General features: G+C 43.5%; 14 protein-coding genes, 1 rRNA gene and 1 pseudogene. All 16 read right to left on the bottom strand.

Going from position 1 to position 18,281, the window contains the following annotated elements:
* Nucleotides 1-227 precede the first annotated feature (227 nt).
* Nucleotides 228-1,796 (bottom strand): 16S ribosomal RNA (locus MUO14_RS12285).
* A 355-nt stretch (nt 1,797-2,151) separates the two neighbouring features.
* Complete coding sequence (gene lysS / locus MUO14_RS12280) at nt 2,152-3,639, bottom strand: lysine--tRNA ligase (RefSeq protein ID WP_244751005.1); 1,488 nt, start codon at nt 3,637-3,639, stop codon at nt 2,152-2,154.
* Nucleotides 3,640-3,773: 134 nt separating this feature from the next.
* The gene (gene dusB / locus MUO14_RS12275) at nt 3,774-4,763 is read right to left on the bottom strand and encodes a tRNA dihydrouridine synthase DusB (protein ID WP_244751004.1); all 990 of its coding nucleotides are present in this window, start codon (nt 4,761-4,763) and stop codon (nt 3,774-3,776) included.
* A gap of 57 nt (nt 4,764-4,820) precedes the next feature.
* Nucleotides 4,821-5,318, bottom strand: a complete 498-nt coding sequence (gene folK, locus MUO14_RS12270; RefSeq protein WP_244751003.1) for a 2-amino-4-hydroxy-6-hydroxymethyldihydropteridine diphosphokinase — start codon at nt 5,316-5,318, stop codon at nt 4,821-4,823.
* The gene (gene folB / locus MUO14_RS12265) at nt 5,311-5,679 is read right to left on the bottom strand and encodes a dihydroneopterin aldolase (RefSeq protein WP_244751002.1); all 369 of its coding nucleotides are present in this window, start codon (nt 5,677-5,679) and stop codon (nt 5,311-5,313) included. The genes folK and folB overlap by 8 nt, the downstream gene beginning before the upstream one ends.
* Nucleotides 5,672-6,505, bottom strand: a complete 834-nt coding sequence (folP, locus tag MUO14_RS12260; RefSeq protein WP_244751001.1) for a dihydropteroate synthase — start codon at nt 6,503-6,505, stop codon at nt 5,672-5,674. Before folP ends, folB begins: the two co-directional genes overlap by 8 nt.
* Nucleotides 6,506-6,797: 292 nt before the next feature.
* Nucleotides 6,798-7,724 carry a cysteine synthase A gene (gene cysK, locus MUO14_RS12255; protein WP_244751000.1) on the bottom strand — a complete coding sequence of 309 codons (927 nt, stop codon included), beginning with the start codon at nt 7,722-7,724 and terminating at the stop codon, nt 6,798-6,800.
* 143 nt (nt 7,725-7,867) lie between these two features.
* Entirely contained in the window at nt 7,868-8,749 is an 882-nt protein-coding gene (gene hslO, locus MUO14_RS12250) for an Hsp33 family molecular chaperone HslO (RefSeq protein ID WP_244750999.1), read from the bottom strand.
* Nucleotides 8,750-8,752: 3 nt separating this feature from the next.
* The gene (locus tag MUO14_RS12245) at nt 8,753-9,547 is read right to left on the bottom strand and encodes a type III pantothenate kinase (RefSeq protein WP_244750998.1); all 795 of its coding nucleotides are present in this window, start codon (nt 9,545-9,547) and stop codon (nt 8,753-8,755) included.
* Nucleotides 9,548-9,759: 212 nt separating this feature from the next.
* Nucleotides 9,760-11,805 (bottom strand): ATP-dependent zinc metalloprotease FtsH, encoded by a 2,046-nt coding sequence (gene ftsH, locus MUO14_RS12240; RefSeq protein ID WP_244750997.1) that lies wholly within the window; start codon nt 11,803-11,805, stop codon nt 9,760-9,762.
* 118 nt (nt 11,806-11,923) lie between these two features.
* Nucleotides 11,924-12,463 carry a hypoxanthine phosphoribosyltransferase gene (gene hpt, locus MUO14_RS12235; RefSeq protein WP_244750996.1) on the bottom strand — a complete coding sequence of 180 codons (540 nt, stop codon included), beginning with the start codon at nt 12,461-12,463 and terminating at the stop codon, nt 11,924-11,926.
* Between the two features lie 11 nt (nt 12,464-12,474).
* The gene (gene tilS, locus MUO14_RS12230) at nt 12,475-13,866 is read right to left on the bottom strand and encodes a tRNA lysidine(34) synthetase TilS (RefSeq protein ID WP_244750995.1); all 1,392 of its coding nucleotides are present in this window, start codon (nt 13,864-13,866) and stop codon (nt 12,475-12,477) included.
* A gap of 113 nt (nt 13,867-13,979) precedes the next feature.
* Nucleotides 13,980-14,906: a serine/threonine protein kinase gene (locus MUO14_RS12225; protein ID WP_244750994.1), complete on the bottom strand. Its 927-nt coding sequence runs from the start codon at nt 14,904-14,906 to the stop codon at nt 13,980-13,982.
* Complete coding sequence (locus tag MUO14_RS12220; RefSeq protein WP_255822110.1) at nt 14,887-15,654, bottom strand: vWA domain-containing protein; 768 nt, start codon at nt 15,652-15,654, stop codon at nt 14,887-14,889. The genes MUO14_RS12225 and MUO14_RS12220 overlap by 20 nt, the downstream gene beginning before the upstream one ends.
* A 33-nt stretch (nt 15,655-15,687) precedes the next feature.
* Nucleotides 15,688-16,314 (bottom strand): SpoIIE family protein phosphatase, encoded by a 627-nt coding sequence (locus MUO14_RS24970; RefSeq protein WP_244750992.1) that lies wholly within the window; start codon nt 16,312-16,314, stop codon nt 15,688-15,690.
* Nucleotides 16,311-18,112: pseudogene (gene spoIIE / locus MUO14_RS12210) on the bottom strand (stage II sporulation protein E). Before spoIIE ends, MUO14_RS24970 begins: the two are co-directional and overlap by 4 nt.
* Between the last annotated feature and the right edge of the window lie 169 nt (nt 18,113-18,281).

Below are 18,281 nucleotides of genomic sequence, written 5' to 3'. Positions count from 1 at the left end.
GTCGTGAAAAGACGTTAAAAAATTGATGTTTGATGTCTTGTCATCCCGTGTCGATCTCTATCTAAAGAGGATCGTCACGTTCTGATTATCTTATCCAGTTTTCAAGGTTCACATTGAAAGATCGTTTGATCTCTCAAAACTGAACAACCAACCAGGTACGTCTTCCGTATGCGGCAGCTTCCCGACTTTCTCGAAAGAGAAAGAGGTCGCCTTGCATATGTCCTTAGAAAGGAGGTGATCCAGCCGCACCTTCCGATACGGCTACCTTGTTACGACTTCACCCCAATCATTGGCCCCACCTTCGGCGGCTGGCTCACATAATGTGTTACCTCACCGACTTCGGGTGTTGCCAACTCTCGTGGTGTGACGGGCGGTGTGTACAAGGCCCGGGAACGTATTCACCGCGGCATGCTGATCCGCGATTACTAGCGATTCCGGCTTCATGCAGGCGAGTTGCAGCCTGCAATCCGAACTGAGAATGGTTTTATGGGATTTGCTACACCTCGCGGCTTCGCTGCCCTTTGTACCATCCATTGTAGCACGTGTGTAGCCCAGGTCATAAGGGGCATGATGATTTGACGTCATCCCCGCCTTCCTCCGGTTTGTCACCGGCAGTCACCTTAGAGTGCCCAACTGAATGCTGGCAACTAAGATTAGGGGTTGCGCTCGTTGCGGGACTTAACCCAACATCTCACGACACGAGCTGACGACAACCATGCACCACCTGTCACTTGGTCCCCGAAGGGAAAACCCTATCTCTAGGGCGATCCAAGGATGTCAAGACCTGGTAAGGTTCTTCGCGTTGCTTCGAATTAAACCACATGCTCCACCGCTTGTGCGGGCCCCCGTCAATTCCTTTGAGTTTCAGCCTTGCGGCCGTACTCCCCAGGCGGAGTGCTTAATGCGTTAACTTCAGCACTAAGGGGTGGAAGCCCCCTAACACCTAGCACTCATCGTTTACGGCGTGGACTACCAGGGTATCTAATCCTGTTTGCTACCCACGCTTTCGCACCTCAGCGTCAGAAACAGACCAGAGAGTCGCCTTCGCCACTGGTGTTCCTCCACATATCTACGCATTTCACCGCTACACGTGGAATTCCACTCTCCTCTTCTGTCCTCAAGTTCCCCAGTTTCCAATGACCCTCCACGGTTGAGCCGTGGGCTTTCACATCAGACTTAAGGAACCGCCTGCGCGCGCTTTACGCCCAATAATTCCGGACAACGCTTGCCCCCTACGTATTACCGCGGCTGCTGGCACGTAGTTAGCCGGGGCTTCCTCGTTAGGTACCGTCAAGGTACCGCCCTGTTTGAACGGTACATGTTCTTCCCTAACAACAGAACTTTACGATCCGAAGACCTTCATCGTTCACGCGGCGTTGCTCCGTCAGACTTTCGTCCATTGCGGAAGATTCCCTACTGCTGCCTCCCGTAGGAGTCTGGGCCGTGTCTCAGTCCCAGTGTGGCCGATCACCCTCTCAGGTCGGCTACGCATCGTCGCCTTGGTGAGCCGTTACCTCACCAACTAGCTAATGCGCCGCGGGCCCATCTGTAAGTGATAGCTAGAAGCCATCTTTTACCTTCCTCTCATGCGAGATAAAGGATTACCCGGCATTAGCCCCGGTTTCCCGGAGTTATTCCGATCTTACAGGCAGGTTGCCCACGTGTTACTCACCCGTCCGCCGCTCATTCCACAGGCTTCACCCCCGAAGGGGATCCGCCTGCTTCCTGCGCTCGACTTGCATGTATTAGGCACGCCGCCAGCGTTCGTCCTGAGCCAGGATCAAACTCTCCATAAAAGTTAAAGTTTGACTTGCTCATTTGCACACCGAATGTGCTTGTTTGAATTCTCTCTATTTAATAGAAAGAATATATTGACGTACTGGTTGGTTCGTTCAGTTTTCAAAGATCAAAAGATTGCTTGCCGCTTCAAAACAGCGACTTAATTAATATATCATGGTGAGTAAGTTAAGTCAATAACTTTTTCATGTTGTTTTTGCTAACTGAGATAATCTGTCGCGTTCGCTTTGTGCGACGTTTAATAATTTACCATGGTTTCAAAGGTAAATCAAGACTACAGCGAAATAAAAGTTTTTTCTGACGATTGCATGGCATAAAACCCCTCGATGAGAAGTCGAGGGGTTAGATTAAAGATTATGATTCGCGGTTTCTCATTTGTGGGAACAACAATACATCTCGGATCGATGAAGAGTTTGTTAGCAGCATAACGAGACGATCGATTCCAATACCTAGCCCACCCGTTGGAGGCATACCATATTCTAATGATTCCAAGAAATCTTCGTCCATCATGTGCGCTTCATCGTTTCCTTCTTCGCGCTCTTTAAGCTGTGCCTCAAATCGCTCACGTTGATCGATAGGATCGTTAAGCTCAGAGAAGGCATTTGCGTGTTCGCGCCCTACAATGAATAGCTCAAAACGGTCAGTAAAACGTGCGTCCTCTGGATTCTTCTTAGCAAGAGGAGAGATTTCAATTGGCTGGCCATATACAAAAGTAGGTTGAATAAGTTTCTCTTCGACTTTTTGTTCAAAAAATTCGTTAACAATATGACCGAATGTCATCGTATCTTGGATCTCTATCCCATGCTCTTTAGCAACAGATTTTGCTTCTTCATCACTCAGTTGCTTCCAGAAGTCCACGCCTGTGTATTCTTTCACAGCATCTACCATATGGATTCGGGTCCATTTAGGTTGTAAATGAATCTCTTCATTATCATAAGTAACAGTTGTTGAGCCAAGTACCTCTTTAGCAATATGAGCGACCAAGTTTTCGGTTAAATCCATAATATCATGGTAATCAGCATAAGCTTCATATAATTCAATCATGGTGAATTCAGGGTTGTGTCGAGTGGAGACCCCTTCATTACGAAAGACTCGTCCAATCTCATACACCTTCTCCATGCCGCCTACGATTAATCTTTTCAGATGAAGTTCGATGGCAATTCTCATATATAGCTGCATGTCGAGAGCGTTATGGTGCGTTTCAAATGGACGAGCTGATGCTCCACCTGGTATTCCGTGCATCATCGGTGTTTCAACCTCTAGAAATCCGAGGTTATCTAAATATCTACGCATGGACTGAATGATTTTACTGCGCAAAATAAAGGTATCACGGCTTTCAGGATTGGTAATAAGGTCTAAGTAACGTTGACGATAGCGTTGTTCAACATCTTTTAAACCATGGAATTTTTCAGGTAATGGTCTTAGAGATTTTGTTAAAACTTGAAACTCGCCCGCTTTGACTGAGAGTTCTCCTACGTTAGTCTTGAACATTACACCAGAGATACCGACAATATCACCTATATCAGCTGTCTTAAACACCTCGTAAGCTTCATCACCTACACTGTCTTTACGGACATAAAGCTGAATTTGACCACTAAGGTCCTGAATGTGAGCAAAGCCCGCCTTTCCTTTCCCACGCTTTGTCATGATTCGCCCAGCAATAGTAGCAGGAAATTGTTGCTCTTCAAGTTCATCTTTAGAAAATTCATCATATTTTGTTATTAAATCTTCAGCTAAAGCAGTGCGTTCGAATTTACTTCCAAAAGGATCCAGTCCTTGATCTTTGTAAGTACTCAGTTTCTCCCGACGCACCCGCATTTGATCATTGAGTTCTTCCGTCATTGTCATCACTCCATTCCTATCTTCATTTACATGGTAAATCCGGTTCAATAATAAAAACTGCCAGTAAGCCACTGGCAGTATTACAACTATGATTTAGTATAGAAAAGACCTTGCACCCTGTCAACGACCAGGAGTCAGGATACTTTGATACTTTCTTCAAGGTCATTAGCAAAATCATAAAGAATGTCTAACATGGTATCTCTCGTTTCAGCTTGGTTAATTCGGTTACGTACACGGCCGCCACCTTTTAGTCCTTTTAAATACCATGAAGCGTGTTTACGCATCTCGAGGATCGCTACTTTCTCATTTTTCAGGCGAATCAAGCGGTCCATGTGAAGCATGCAGACATCAATTTTCTCTTTCGGGGTAGGCTCATCAACAAGCTCACCTGTTTCAAGAAACTTCGCCGTGCGATAAATCATCCACGGGTTTCCAAGAGCTGCACGCCCAATCATCACAGCGTCTACACCTGTTTCTTCTAGGCGTTGCTTAGCGACTTGAGGTGAATCGATGTCACCGTTACCGATAACGGGAATATTGACAGTTTCCTTCAGCTTACGTACAATCTCCCAGTCTGCTACACCTTCATACATTTGGTCGCGGGTACGCCCGTGAAGAGCTACAGATTTGGCTCCAGCCGCTTCAAGAGCTTTACCATTCTCCAAAGCTAAAATATGTTCCTCATCCCACCCTGTACGCATTTTTACAGTAACGGGTTTGTCCACTGCCTTAACAACTTCAGAAACCATGTTGTACATCTTATCCGGGTCAAGCAACCATTTAGAACCCGCATCACATTTCGTAATCTTGGGCACAGGACATCCCATATTAATATCAATAATATTAGCTGTAGTATTTTTATCAACGAATTTTGCTGCATTAATAAGGGTCTCTTCTTCGCCGCCAAAAATTTGCAGACTCATAGGTTCTTCATCTGGATCGATGTAAAGCATGTCCATCGTTTTCTTGTTTTGATTAACAATCCCTTTATCACTAACCATTTCCGCACAAACTAGTCCTGCACCGAACTCCTTAACAGTTAGACGAAAGGCTGAGTTACATACACCTGCCATCGGGGCAAGCACAACTCTGTTCGGAATGGTGATATCTCCGATTTGAAACATATGCATTCTCCTTCAAAATAAATTGTATCTTAATCTATAAACAACACTTTCTTGTAATTAAAGCTGACGTAGCGGCTGGATACTTTTCACTTCATCTTCAGGCAGCTGCTGAAGTATTTCTTCAACTGTCTGGTTTAATGATGGAAGGTAAGCTCCCGGATTCACTTCAGCAAGCGGCACGATAACGAACGCGCGCTCGTGCATATGAGGATGTGGAATCGTCAGTCGCTCTGCTTTCATATTTTCTTCATTATACAGTAAAATGTCAAGGTCTATTGTGCGGGGACCCCATTTAATAGTGCGCTTTCTACCTAATTTCTGTTCAATGCTTTGGCAGTAATCAAGCAACGCCAACGGCTGCAACCCAGTTTCAATTTCAACCACCATGTTTAGAAAATCATTCTGATCGACATAACCGACAGGAGCCGTTTCATAAACTTTCGAAGTTGTACATATTATAATGGAGTCGTGCTCACGAAGCATGGTCATCGCCTCAGTTAAGTACTGCTCTCTCGGGGCTATATTTGATCCCAGAGCAATATAAGCTCTAATCATCCGTTCTCTCCCTGTAAATGTCTATGGCTACAGACTTGTAATGACCTGGAATAGGTGGATCCGGTTTAGTCACCTTAACGCGGCACGCATCCAGCAGCTCGAAATGCTCCAGAAGCTTCCCAGAAAGTTGTTCAGCAACAGTTTCTACTAGTTTCCTTGCTTCTCCCTCAACCACCTTTTTGGTTACTTCATATATTTCACCATAGTTGATCGATTGATTCATATCGTCTGTTTGTGCAGCCGGCTTTAAATCCAATTCAAGTTCAAGGTCGACGTAAAAGCGTTGACCGAGTTTGTTTTCCTCTGGAAAAAGCCCATGATACCCCCAGAATTCCATGCTGTTCAAATAGATTTTATCCATTGGTTGACTCCTTTCCCATCATAGCATCCATCATTTTTGTCATACGAACGATCGGTTCGACATCATGAACTCGGACAATTTGCATACCTTGTGCTACTCCGTAACAAACTGTTGCCCCCGTACCTTCCATTCGCTGATCTTCTGGCAAATCAAGTGTAAGACCAATAAAGGATTTCCTGGAAGTACCTAATAAGATCGGATAATCTAACTCAAGAAACTGATGTAAGTTTCTCATTACAACTAAATTATCTTCAGGTGACTTAGCAAAACCAACACCTGGATCCAATATAATGCGCTGATCCTTTACACCAGCTTGCTTAGCTATATCAATACTTTCCTTTAAGTCCACTTTCATATCGTCAATAAGTGAACGATACTTTTTATCTGTTCGATTATGCATGAGGATGAGCGGAACATCATAGTCTGCAGCGACTTGAGCAATTCTCGGTTCACGTTTAGCCCCCCATACATCATTTATAATCGAGGCCCCTGCATTAAGAGCTTGTTTCGCAACCTCTGCTTTATAGGTATCGATGGATATAGGAATAGACAGCTTATCACGAATTGCTTCAATAACCGGAACTACACGTGAGATTTCCTCAGCCTCGGTGACTGGAGCATGTCCAGGCCTTGTTGATTCTCCCCCAACATCTATAATATGAGCACCTTGCCCTTCCATTTTCAAGGCTTGTTCAACAGACCGATTGATCTCGTTGAATTCTCCCCCGTCAGAAAAAGAATCCGGTGTAATATTAAGGATCCCCATCACGAGCGTTTGCTTTGAATAATCGTACTGTTTTACTTTTGTCCTAAGAGTAGATTGCATTTCCCGTTCCCTCTTTCAAAAGATATTTATATCTATTTTACAACATTTTGCGACATCTATCACGGGGGTTATTTCCCAAGAACAAAAGCTCGGGGCGCCCCGGTAGACACGACAGTGGAAGTTCGGCTAAAACCGAAACATCCTGTGGGGCCACGGATTGACTAGTCTTGCGCGCTGGAGCTGGATGTGGCTAACTTCATGTAAGCTTATACACAGGCAAATATTTTTATAATTTCCTTAGACGTTAAAAAAACTGAGCTCTAAAAGCGAGCTCAGTTCCTCTCTTTTTATTCTATTCTTCATCAAATTGATAAAGCGGGGTAGATAGATATCGCTCTCCATTACTAGGAAGTACAGCTACTACCTTTTTACCTTTTCCTAACTTCTTAGCAACTTGTTTTGCAACATGAATGGCCGATCCTGAGGAGACACCACCAAGAATGCCATCTTTTCCTGCTGCTTCACGTGCAGCGGCATAAGAATCTTCTTTCGATACTGTATAGACTTCATCATAAATCTCTGTATCCAATATTTCCGGCACAAATCCTGCTCCAAGTCCTTGGAGTTTGTGAGGGCCCGGCTGTCCTCCAGACAAAATCGCAGAATCTTCGGGCTCAATCGCATAAATTTTAATGTCAGAATAATGATTTTTCAAGACTTTTCCCGCTCCTGTAATCGTCCCACCTGTTCCAATTCCAGAAACGAACGCATCGAGCTGGTCGCCTATTTGCTCAATAATTTCAGGACCAGTCGTGCGGGCATGTACAGCTACGTTGGCTTTGTTATTAAACTGCTGGGGCATGAAATAACCATGCTTATCCTTAAGTTCCTCAGCCTTTTTAATCGCACCTTTCATCCCGTCACTACCTGGTGTCAGGATAAGTTCTGCACCATAGGCACGAAGTAAGTTGCGTCGCTCTTGACTCATTGTATCAGGCATTACAAGCGTCGCTTTATATCCTTTAGCCGCAGCAATCATAGCCAGGCCAATACCTGTGTTTCCACTTGTTGGCTCAACAAGTGTATCGCCTGCTTTTAATTCTCCTGATTCCTCCGCTGCTTCAATCATAGATAGGGCAATACGGTCTTTCACCGAACTCCCCGGATTCATATACTCCAGTTTTAAGTAAATGTCTGCACTATCTTCATCTGCACTTCTATTTAGCCTTACCATGGGTGTTTTTCCAACTAGTTCACTTACATTATTTGCAACTCTCATTTTTTCACTCCTAATTCCAAGTATTTTAATGGGATTTAATCTAAAGATACGTAAGTATTCGTCTATTGTCAAACATTTCAATCTCTTCTCTTCAAAGAAAAAAGCGAAACAGTTTCGTCTACTGTTCCGCTTAGAGTAATGTCTTATTGTGATGAGCCGGACTGCAATTCCTTCAAATCATTTTCATCAAAGTGATACGCTTCATTACAGAAATGACATTTCGCTTCTGCCCCCTGATCTTCTTCAATCATACGCTCAATTTCCTCATCTCCGAGACTTGAAATTGCCATCTCTACTCTTTCTCTAGAACAGTGGCAGGAAAATGAAACAGGTAAGGTGTCTAATAATTGAACATTCTCTTCCCCTAGGAGGGCATGCAAGATTTGTTCAGGGCTTTTCCCTTCACGAATCATTGTAGAGATCGGAGCCATTTGACTTAGGCGTTCTTCAATAGCAGTGGTCGTTTTTTCCTCTGCACCAGGCATCATCTGAATAATAAAGCCACCCGAGGCCAAAATTGAATGATCTGTGTTCACGAGCACCCCCGCTCCAACCGCAGAAGGGACTTGTTCAGAGTTAGCAAAATAATAGGTGAAATCCTCACCAATTTCACCAGAGACGATTGGGACCTGTCCTGTAAAGTGATCTCTCATGCCAAGGTCCTTTACAACACTTAATGTACCTGACGTTCCTACAGCTCGTGCTACGTCCAACTTCCCTTTACTATTCAAATCAAAATCAACATGCGGGTTTTTTAAATACCCACGAACTTCACCTCGAGAATTAGCATCAGCAATAATAGCACCGATCGGGCCGTCTCCCTCTACCTTAATAGTAAGTTTATCTTCACCTTTTAACATAACACCCATCATAGCACTTATTGTCAGTGTCCGACCTAAGGCGGCTGAAGCAGTAGCCCATGAATCCTGTCTACGACGTGCTTCTTCTACAGTCTCCGTTGACTGAATCGCATAGGCACGAACTTGTCCGTCAAATCCCATTGCGCGAATTAAATAATCTGACATCGTTCATCCTTCTCCTTTAAACACTAGTTTATCCTTGTTGTTTTGGTAAATCTTATGAAGTCCTTTTAATGTTAAAAATGGGTCAACATGATCTATGGTCCGAGACTGATCGGCAATTAACCGAGCTAGCCCTCCTGTGGCAATGACTGTAGGGGTTTTAGAAGCTGTTTCCTTCATCCGCCGGACAACTTCGTCCACTTGTCCCACATATCCATAAAACACACCTGACTGCATCGCTTCAACAGTTGATTGTCCAATTACCTCCTGAGGACTCTTTATTTCGATTTTAGGAAGCTTTGCTGCTTTGGCATAGAGGGCCTCCATGGAAATATTAATACCGGGTGCAATAGCCCCACCAACATATTCTCTTTCTTCATTGACGTAACAATACGTAGTGGCTGTTCCAAAGTCAATAATAATCAGAGGTGTGTCATATTCTTCTATGGCACCTACTGCATTAACAATACGGTCCGCCCCAATTTCATTAGGGTTTGGATACTTCATGGCTAAACCATGATCCACATCATGTTCCCCAATGATCATAGGCTGTTTCTTAAAATAATAGCGGGACATTCGATCAAGTGCAAACATAATTGGCGGAACTACAGACGAAATAATAACACCATTTATATCTTCAAATGTCAGCCCTTCATGGTCAAATAGGGATTTGATAAGCATGCCGTATTCATCTTCCGTCTTATGACGGTCAGTTTTAATACGCCACTGATATTTTAACTGCTCATCACTAAAAACCCCGAGTACTGTGTTTGTATTTCCGACATCAAGCACAAAATTCATACACAAAGCCCCCGATTCATTACCTTCGGCTACCATCATACCATAAGAAAAGCGAAAGCGCCTTGGTAAACTCGATTAGGATAAGCAAAGTGCGTTGGCTTTTCAACACCTAACTCCACATTGTCTTGGGGGGGTAACACTTAATTGTTCCACTCAGAAGTCCAATAAAAAAGTCACACCCTCCTCTGAATAGGAGAATGCGACTTTCCTCTTTACTGCTTCTTGTCATCATCAGAGTTATGATCATCACTCTTTTGATCCTTAACGGAATCAGTGGAACCTTCAGTCGAATCATCCTCATCTTGCTTTGATTGGACATTAACTTGAAGATTCTTCTCTTGTTTTTCATCAATCTCTTTTTGCTCTTCTTGATTAGCTCTAAGCTGCTTATTGTTTTTAATTGCAATTTCTTCTAACTCATCGTCTGTAGGCAAGCGGCCTTTTTCAAACAAGGACTTAATTTGAGTTGCATCCAATGTTTCAACATCTAATAACGTGCCTGCAATCAGTTCAAGCTTATCTTTATTATCCGTTAGGATCGTCTTCGCACGATCGTAGGAATGGTTAATAAAGTTTTGAACCTCTGTATCAATATCATAAGCGATTTGATCACTATAGTTTTGCTCGTTCTGAATATCTCGGCCAAGGAACACTTGCCCGCCTGAATTTGATCCGAATTGAAGTGGTCCGAGTTTTTCACTCATTCCATATTCAGTAACCATCTTACGGGCGATGCTTGTAGCACGTTGGAAGTCATTATGAGCACCTGTTGATACTTCACCAAACATAACTTCCTCTGCTACACGGCCACCTAATAAACCAGTGATCTTATCAAGTAATTCAGGTTTAGTCATAAAGTAACGGTCTTCACGAGGCAGCATAACAGCGTACCCGCCTGCTTGGCCGCGAGGAACAATCGTTACCTTGTGAACCATATCGGCATCATCTAAGACCATGCCAATCACTGTATGACCACTCTCATGGTGGGCAACAATGTTGCGTTCTTTTTGAGAAATAACGCGACTCTTCTTAGCTGGCCCGGCAATGACTCGATCGATTGCTTCATCGACATGTTCCATATCAATGCTTTTGGCGTTTGAACGCGCAGCAACCAGTGCCGCTTCATTCAATAGGTTTTCAAGATCGGCACCCGAGAAACCGGGTGTACGAAGGGCAATCGTTTTAAGGTCAACATTATCAGACAACGGTTTATTACGCGCATGTACACCAAGTACAGCTTGTCGCCCTTTCACATCTGGGCGGTCAACCGTAATTTGACGGTCAAAACGTCCTGGACGAAGCAACGCAGGGTCAAGAATGTCAGGGCGGTTAGTTGCAGCGATCATAATGATCCCTTCATTGGCACCAAACCCATCCATTTCAACAAGAAGCTGGTTTAGGGTTTGTTCACGCTCATCGTGTCCGCCGCCAAGTCCGGCTCCACGCTGACGACCGACTGCATCAATTTCATCAATAAAGATAATACAAGGCGCATTTTTTTTAGCGTTCTCAAATAGGTCACGCACACGAGAAGCACCCACACCTACAAACATTTCTACGAAGTCAGAACCACTAATAGAGAAGAATGGAACACCAGCTTCTCCAGCAACAGCTCTTGCGAGTAACGTTTTACCTGTACCCGGTGGCCCTACCAACAGTACACCTTTAGGAATACGTGCACCCACTTGTGAGAACTTCCGTGGATCTTTCAGAAAATCTACAACTTCTACAAGCTCTTGCTTTTCTTCATCTGCACCGGCAACGTCTTTAAATCGTACCTTTTTCTTCTCTTCACTGTACATCTTCGCCTTACTCTTACCAAAGTTCATGACACGACTTCCGCCGCCCTGAGCCTGATTAAGCAAGAAGATGAATAGGATAAATATAATCACAAACGGTATGATTGATGTTAATACTGTCACCCATACACTTGGCTGTTCTGCTTCTTCAACTGTTAATACACTTTGTTCTTGAGCGGTTTGCGTAACGTTGGAAATGATTTGCTCGTTAGCTGGAAGCTGCGCTGTAAAAGCTCCTTCGCCTTCTTCACTACCAGCAAGCTGCCCTGTGATGCCAATAACTCCATTGACAGGCTGCATGGTCATTTCTTCGATTTGGCCACTGTTCAATCTATCGTAAAATTCGTTCACATTTAAGGTTTCCTGTGGCTCACCTTGACCTCTAAATAGACCAACTACGGCGATAACTACGAGGAAGATAAGTAAATAAAATATGGTGTTACGAAATATACGGCTCATTGCCTACCTCCTCCCAAGCGAGAAAAACTATAGTAAATACTATCATACCAAAAACTAAAGACACAACTAATTACCCTTATTGGAAGCACATCTACATTTTTAGCAGCCATTGAATACATCAGCCTCCGTACACTTCCGGTTTAAGAACGCCTATATAAGGAAGGTTACGATATTTTTCGTTATAATCTAACCCGTAACCTACAACAAACTCGTCCGGGACATCAAACCCAATTGTATCTGCCTTAATATGTGATGTTCTTCCTGTCGGCTTATCAAGCAATGTTACGATTTTAATGGATTTAGCCTTACGATACTTAAATAAGTCCACTAAATAGCTTAATGTTAATCCACTGTCAATAATGTCCTCTATGATTAACAGGTCTCTTCCTTCTACCTGAGTATCAAGGTCTTTAACAATTTTAACCTCACCTGAAGATCTCATACCACCGTTGTAGCTTGAAACATCCATAAAATCCATCTCAAGGTGCGTTTCCACTCGTTTTAAAAGGTCTCCCATAAAAGGCATGGCACCTTTTAAAACACCGATAGCCAATGGGAAGTGGCCATTATATTCCTCTGTTAGCTGCGCCCCGATTTCCTTGCACTTCTCTTGAATTTCCTCCTCGGAAATTAAGATCTTTTCAATTTCACTATGCATGCATGCTCCTCCTACGTGTCTAGGTTATTTTTATAATGTAATCGAAGCCATGTACCAGATGCATCCCTGGTACAGTCTCCTCCCTTTCTCAATCCAACAAGCCAAAGAACTTGCCCATCGCTGTCTGTCACAAGTGGCCACTCTTCCCGTTTGGACGCAGGAACTTTTTTATCAATAAAGATATCCTTTACCTTTTTTGAACCATCCATTCCTTTAAGTACGATCCGATCTCCAGGTTTCCGCGTTCGGACAATTAGAGGAAGTTTCACGTGATGTGAATCACAAACAAACTCATACAAACCTCTATCCCCGCCGCTTTCACTCCATTCCGCGGTGATCGTTGACCCATCAGGCAGTTTAATTGTATCCCCTATGTATAGCAACTTTGTAAAAGTCGTATGATCTTTCCGACTAAATGTCAGAGTCACCTCATCATAAGCTCGAATAACCTTTAACCCTCTAGGCAAGTCTAACTCTGCGTTGGGTTTGTTCTCACGTAAAAGATTAAAAAGTATTTCCTCATGCATGTAGGAAACTTCTTCAATTTGGTAACCATACAGATAGTTTAATATTAGATGAAAGGCAGTCCTTTGTAAAGCAAGCGGAAAAGTTAAAAAGGTGTAAATTGAAAACTTCACAAAAGATTCATTTTCATTAGACATTTCCATTGTTTCTAGCACTTGCTCAGCCTGCGATTCCATATACAATTGATGATCCTTTACACGTTCACTCATAAGCTGCATATGTTTGTGCAGTTTCGGGTTTTGTTCCTTTAAAAAAGGCATCACATGTTTCCTAAATGCGTTGCGGGTGTAATCGGTTTCGTCATTCGACTCATCCAATTTATATACTAATTTGTTTACAGAACAATATTGCAACAGATCTTCCTTTGACAAACAAAGAAAAGGCCGAATAAGTTTCCCTGTTGAGAAGGGTCTGGAAACAGGCATGCCTTGGACGGATTCGGGACGTACACTACGAGTCATTTGCATTATCATCGTTTCAGCCTGGTCATCACCATGATGGCCTAGGGCAAAAACGTCACCGCCTACTTCTTTCATCACTTGTTCAAAAAATTGGTAACGCAGGATTCTAGCCGCTTCTTGTGTTCCAGTCCCTGTCTTTTTCTTGTACGAACGAACATCGACTGAAGTTCCGATAAATTCAAGATTCCATTCCGACGCTATCTGTTCAACAAAACGGAGGTCTTCGAGCGAAGTTTCTCCTCTGAGACCATGATCAACAGATACCGCAACGATTCTAAGGTTCAATTCTACTTTTAGTTGACATAAATAGTGCAGCAGAGCAAGCGAATCAGGGCCTCCAGACACGGCTGCTACGACAGTTTGATTCTGTTGAATAAGCTGATGTTTCTCTATAAATGATTGCACGCTTGCTATCAACAAACCTCACTCCTGTTCACATGTAAGACGACTAAAATCTAAACTGCTGGCAAAATACTATTTCTTCTGCATTTATCGTACCACTCTCTCCATCGATACTGCAAAATATTCACTTACAGCCAGCCATTCAACAATGATAACCCGTAAAACATGCCAACTAGGATTGAAACAGCTATCCATTCGCCCCAATCAGACCGACTAGTTGATGGTTTCTTAGATTTTTTCCTGGAAGTTCTCGAAGGTGTAGCTTGCCGCTTCATTAAGCCTTTTTCAAGATCTCCCTTCATTTCTTGGGCTGTTTGGTACTTTCCTTGCCAACATCTGGAAATCACCTTTTTGTAAAATTCAGGCATCGGTGCTAAGGCTAACTTGTGCTGTAATGTCTTATGAGGGTGCTTCCCTTTGATAAATCTCTTAGGATAGACCATCTCAAGCATAATCATTGTTACAGCAAATAGGTCGTAACCAGCTTCTGCCTTTCTTGACCCATACCCCCAGTAGCCGCGATCATAAAATTCGGTGAATTCTTTAATTGCCCTGCCGAATGCTGTGACTCCCCCGACATCAATCCACCTTATACGTGAAGCTGACATAAGTAGATTGTCTGTCTTTAGATCACCAAAGGCATAACCTGCTTCATGCAGATGCTCAAGATCACTAAGAAGTTGAACTGCAGTCAATGCGATCCAGTCTTTAGTTCTGCCCTGCAGGAAGGCTAGCAGCAGCTCTCCTTGTACATATTCCATCACATAGAAAGGATAAGTAACTTGTTTTTGGCTCACCCAATCATCAACGTCCACAAAAGAAGGCCCAAGTTTCACACCTTGGACCTTACTGAATTTCTTTAGCATATTCACCTCAAGCATCATCCTCGAACTATCTGTACCCACCTTTAGGGCATACGTATAGCCATTGTGTTTGCATAAATAGACGACACCACAGGCCCCTTCTCCGAGCTTCTTTATAATTCGGTAAGTATGTCCCTGCCATTTCCCCTGCAAAGTCATTCCAGGTGTAAAGTTAAAATCCTGTTTCTTCATAAGGGTCTTCTCCATCCTGCCTGTTTCTTTGGACCGATTTACTTGCAAAAGAATATAATGCTTCTTTAAGAGCAGGGCCTGTCGGTGTATATCCCCCGCTCGCGAGCTTAGAAAATATCCCATGAATGGCGTCGAGCTCTGGCGTCCAATCTACCATTTTTTTAATTGTATCTTTCGGATCTGGAAAAGAAAAAATACTGAACTGATTGGAGCCTGTTCGTGCATTCAAACTAAGCGATAAATCATAGAGTGCTTCTTTAACGGTCGGAAGCTTATGATGCATGCTTGCACTTGAATCAACGAGAACGAGCACCTCAAGGTCGCACATCTCTCCTAAATCATCGACGACTTCTACAACTTCACCCCGCTGCTCGGGAGGCAGTTCTTCCATCGTTTTTCCTTGCCCAAGAATTTGCTGCAGTTCGTTGTTCACCACACCTTGAATCGTTTGTGTCATCGCTTGTCTTGTCACCATTTGAACGGTTTGTGATAAATTTTTCTGATACACAATTTGGCTGACCCCGCCGCCCGCTTCTGCAATGGATTGTACTTCTTCAAGACCTTGAGGATGATTCCTCTGTTCATCATCAAGCACGCCAATGACATTGACCGTGACCCCCTGATTCCTGGCTAAGGCGGCTACAGCTACCGGATCCTCCCCGTAATTTGAACATCCGTCAGTTAACAATAGAATTTGTTTAAGACGTCCTGGCTTCATAGCATATCCCTCCTGTTTCGTTGTCACCATTTTGACCGAAACGAGGAGGAAATATACTTGCTGCTAGGCTCGTTTTTTATCAAAAGGAATGGCAGACCACTCCGGAACGTAATGTTCAATCCTAGCAACAAGCACCGTCATATCATCATCAATCGCGCCTGCCTGTGTTCGTATCACCTCTTCTAATAGTAGATCAGCGACCTCTTGAGGGTCCGTTCGGTCAATCTCTCTTATTTTCCGTTTCAACCAAATTTCCACATTCTCTAAGTGCTTCGGACCTTCGAGAATGCCATCGCTCACCATGATTAGCAGATCTCCTGCCTTGAGCTGCTCACTCGTTGTATCTACCTCGACGTCTTCGATAATGCCCATCGGAAGGTTCCCCGACTCGACGGCAAAAATCTGCCTCCCTCGTTTAATAAAGCTTGGGGTACTGCCTACTTTTATAAATTTGGACGTGGCTTGGTGCAGGTCGATCACTGCTAAATCAAGCGTTGAAAATATCTCATCATTTGTCCGTAATGAGAGGATAGAATTGATCGACTTTATGGCCACCGATTCTTTTATTCCGGATTGCAAAATTTGTTTTAGCAAACGAAGAGTCTCCATACTCTCCTCGTGCGCTCGCGCTCCATTTCCCATACCATCACTAATAGCAAGAGCATACTTCCCTCGTCCGAGCTCCATCATTGAATAGCTATCACCTGATATGAACCCTCCCCCTTTGCAGCATGCGCTACACCTGATTCAATCGTGTAATGCTTAGCTGATCCAAACGTCAGCAGACAACGCCCATGTGGATATGGAGATATATCCTCCATCGTTACAACGATCGTTTCCTCTAGGATGTCCGAAAGCACCGGTGCAATCAACTTTGCTCCTTCCCCACGATAATTATCAATTTCTATGATTAACTCTAAGTCAATATTGCCTGCGTCCAATGTATAAATCTCAAGCTTCGCTACTTCAAACCCCATTCGCTCGAGCGCTCCGTGAATAATTTGTTCTTTTTGTTCATGGTGCTCCCTTTCTTTCACAATTTCATTGGCAAAACTATTCATCACTTCAGAGACGCCATGGAGCTGGTCCGCTACGAACCTGCGACTCTCTAACACCTGCTGCTTCAGCTGTTTATTCGCATGGTAAAAAGACAGTTCATGTTTCATTGTATCGATCAGCTTCTGCGACTTCACACAATATTGATCAACGTTTTTACGCATCAACCTTCCAGGTTCTTCCTTCTCATCAAGTTCCATCATTAAATCTGTCATTAAATGGTGTGTCTCATCAAACTGATTCACCCAGCACCTTTCCTTTTTAAAACAAGACTGGCACGTTTTCTCGGTCACATCACTAAGAAAATAGTCAACCTCCTTATTGTCTCCTGCCTCCTCCTTTGGAGCATCCACATGAACGAAACTCTTGGATAACGCTTCAAATACATCAGAAAATTTGCCGACTCGTACAGCCGTCACGTCACGTACCTTCTGCAAGTATTTCTGCTGCTCCTGGCTATGTTCATCTGTTCCAGGTACATAACGAGACAAACGTTTCACCCATTGATTCGGAGTTAACAAAAACAACAAAACTGCAAAAACCGATGCCCACATTGACGAAGCCAAATCCCCCCCTATATAAAAGCTCATTAGCACCGTACTCACAAGTAAACCAGCACTTACCCCCAACTTGTTTCCTTCCTTTAATAACCCCCTAATAATCCTGAAAAAGCAAGTAGACTCATCTGATATAAATGATCGACAGCTGCCAAACTAAGGACCAAACCCGTTACGACACCCACCGTAGATCCGATTGCCGCCCCTGCTATATAGGCAAGCAGGATGACTAAATAACGCGAAAACACATCAACCATTGCTACCCCTTGAATTTCAAAACCGATCATCCCAGTTAGTACAGAAGCTAATAAAATGATCAGACAGACAATTTCTTCATTTTTTAAGGTTGGATGATAACGTCTTGGTGATAATAACGGAAGACTCTGCATAAAGATAAGAACAAGAATAAAGCTGAGAACTCCTTCCGCTGCTATGAGAAAGATTTCATATAAATGCCACCGTTCAAGGAAAGCCAAACTTGCTGTCCTTGGAATCGCACTTGCAAGCAATGCCATAAAAGGCAATAGTTGCTGTGGCTGATTCATACGATTTAAAATTAAGCTTAGTAATAAAAAAGTGGCTGAAGCACCTAGAATGAACCCAGCGTGACCTAGATTATATGTAGAGGCTCCAGCTGCCATCATGACCGTGGCAGGAATCATAAAAGGTCGTTTAAGCCACCAGATCACCGCGAGAAACGCTACCCCGAACGGTGCCATAGAAGATAAAATAATCGCTCGTCCAAGAAGTAGGCTGAGCACCAAATGAAATACACCTTTGTTAGCTAAAAAGCTAAACACTGTAAACGAAACACGTCCAAGCCCCCTATTTATAGAAGATTCTCCCCATACTGCCTGGCGCCCAGCACGCTTCATAACCGTCCCCAACATAAAATACACCACTCCTTCTTTAGTTACGTTTTATTTAATCACAGGCTAGACAAGCTATTTGTCAAAACAACAGGAGAGGAGTAACAAAAATTTCGATGCTTTTCCTACACTCACTTGAGAATTCTACAAAAAAACACCCCACCTAAATTCCCCT

Origin of the sequence: Halobacillus shinanisalinarum (assembly GCF_022919835.1) — a bacterium.
In the GTDB taxonomy this organism is placed as follows: domain Bacteria; phylum Bacillota; class Bacilli; order Bacillales; family Halobacillaceae; genus Halobacillus_A; species Halobacillus_A shinanisalinarum.
The sequence above is the reverse complement of the archived record's forward strand: the minus strand, read 5'-3'. Positions and strand labels throughout refer to the sequence as shown.

What these genes read in the sequence shown, in the direction of transcription:
- cysK (WP_244751000.1), bottom strand. Translation starts at nt 7,724, where the DNA reads ATGAGAGTTGCAAATAATGTAAGTGAACTAGTTGGAAAAACACCCATG.
- MUO14_RS24970 (WP_244750992.1), bottom strand. Translation starts at nt 16,314, where the DNA reads ATGATGGAGCTCGGACGAGGGAAGTATGCTCTTGCTATTAGTGATGGT.
- MUO14_RS12225 (WP_244750994.1), bottom strand. Translation starts at nt 14,906, where the DNA reads ATGAAGAAACAGGATTTTAACTTTACACCTGGAATGACTTTGCAGGGG.
- MUO14_RS12220 (WP_255822110.1), bottom strand. Translation starts at nt 15,654, where the DNA reads ATGGTGACAACGAAACAGGAGGGATATGCTATGAAGCCAGGACGTCTT.
- folB (WP_244751002.1), bottom strand. Translation starts at nt 5,679, where the DNA reads ATGGATAAAATCTATTTGAACAGCATGGAATTCTGGGGGTATCATGGG.
- MUO14_RS12245 (WP_244750998.1), bottom strand. Translation starts at nt 9,547, where the DNA reads ATGAATTTTGTGCTTGATGTCGGAAATACAAACACAGTACTCGGGGTT.
- ftsH (WP_244750997.1), bottom strand. Translation starts at nt 11,805, where the DNA reads ATGAGCCGTATATTTCGTAACACCATATTTTATTTACTTATCTTCCTC.
- folP (WP_244751001.1), bottom strand. Translation starts at nt 6,505, where the DNA reads ATGCAATCTACTCTTAGGACAAAAGTAAAACAGTACGATTATTCAAAG.
- hslO (WP_244750999.1), bottom strand. Translation starts at nt 8,749, where the DNA reads ATGTCAGATTATTTAATTCGCGCAATGGGATTTGACGGACAAGTTCGT.
- folK (WP_244751003.1), bottom strand. Translation starts at nt 5,318, where the DNA reads ATGATTAGAGCTTATATTGCTCTGGGATCAAATATAGCCCCGAGAGAG.
- hpt (WP_244750996.1), bottom strand. Translation starts at nt 12,463, where the DNA reads ATGCATAGTGAAATTGAAAAGATCTTAATTTCCGAGGAGGAAATTCAA.
- dusB (WP_244751004.1), bottom strand. Translation starts at nt 4,763, where the DNA reads ATGTTTCAAATCGGAGATATCACCATTCCGAACAGAGTTGTGCTTGCC.
- lysS (WP_244751005.1), bottom strand. Translation starts at nt 3,639, where the DNA reads ATGACGGAAGAACTCAATGATCAAATGCGGGTGCGTCGGGAGAAACTG.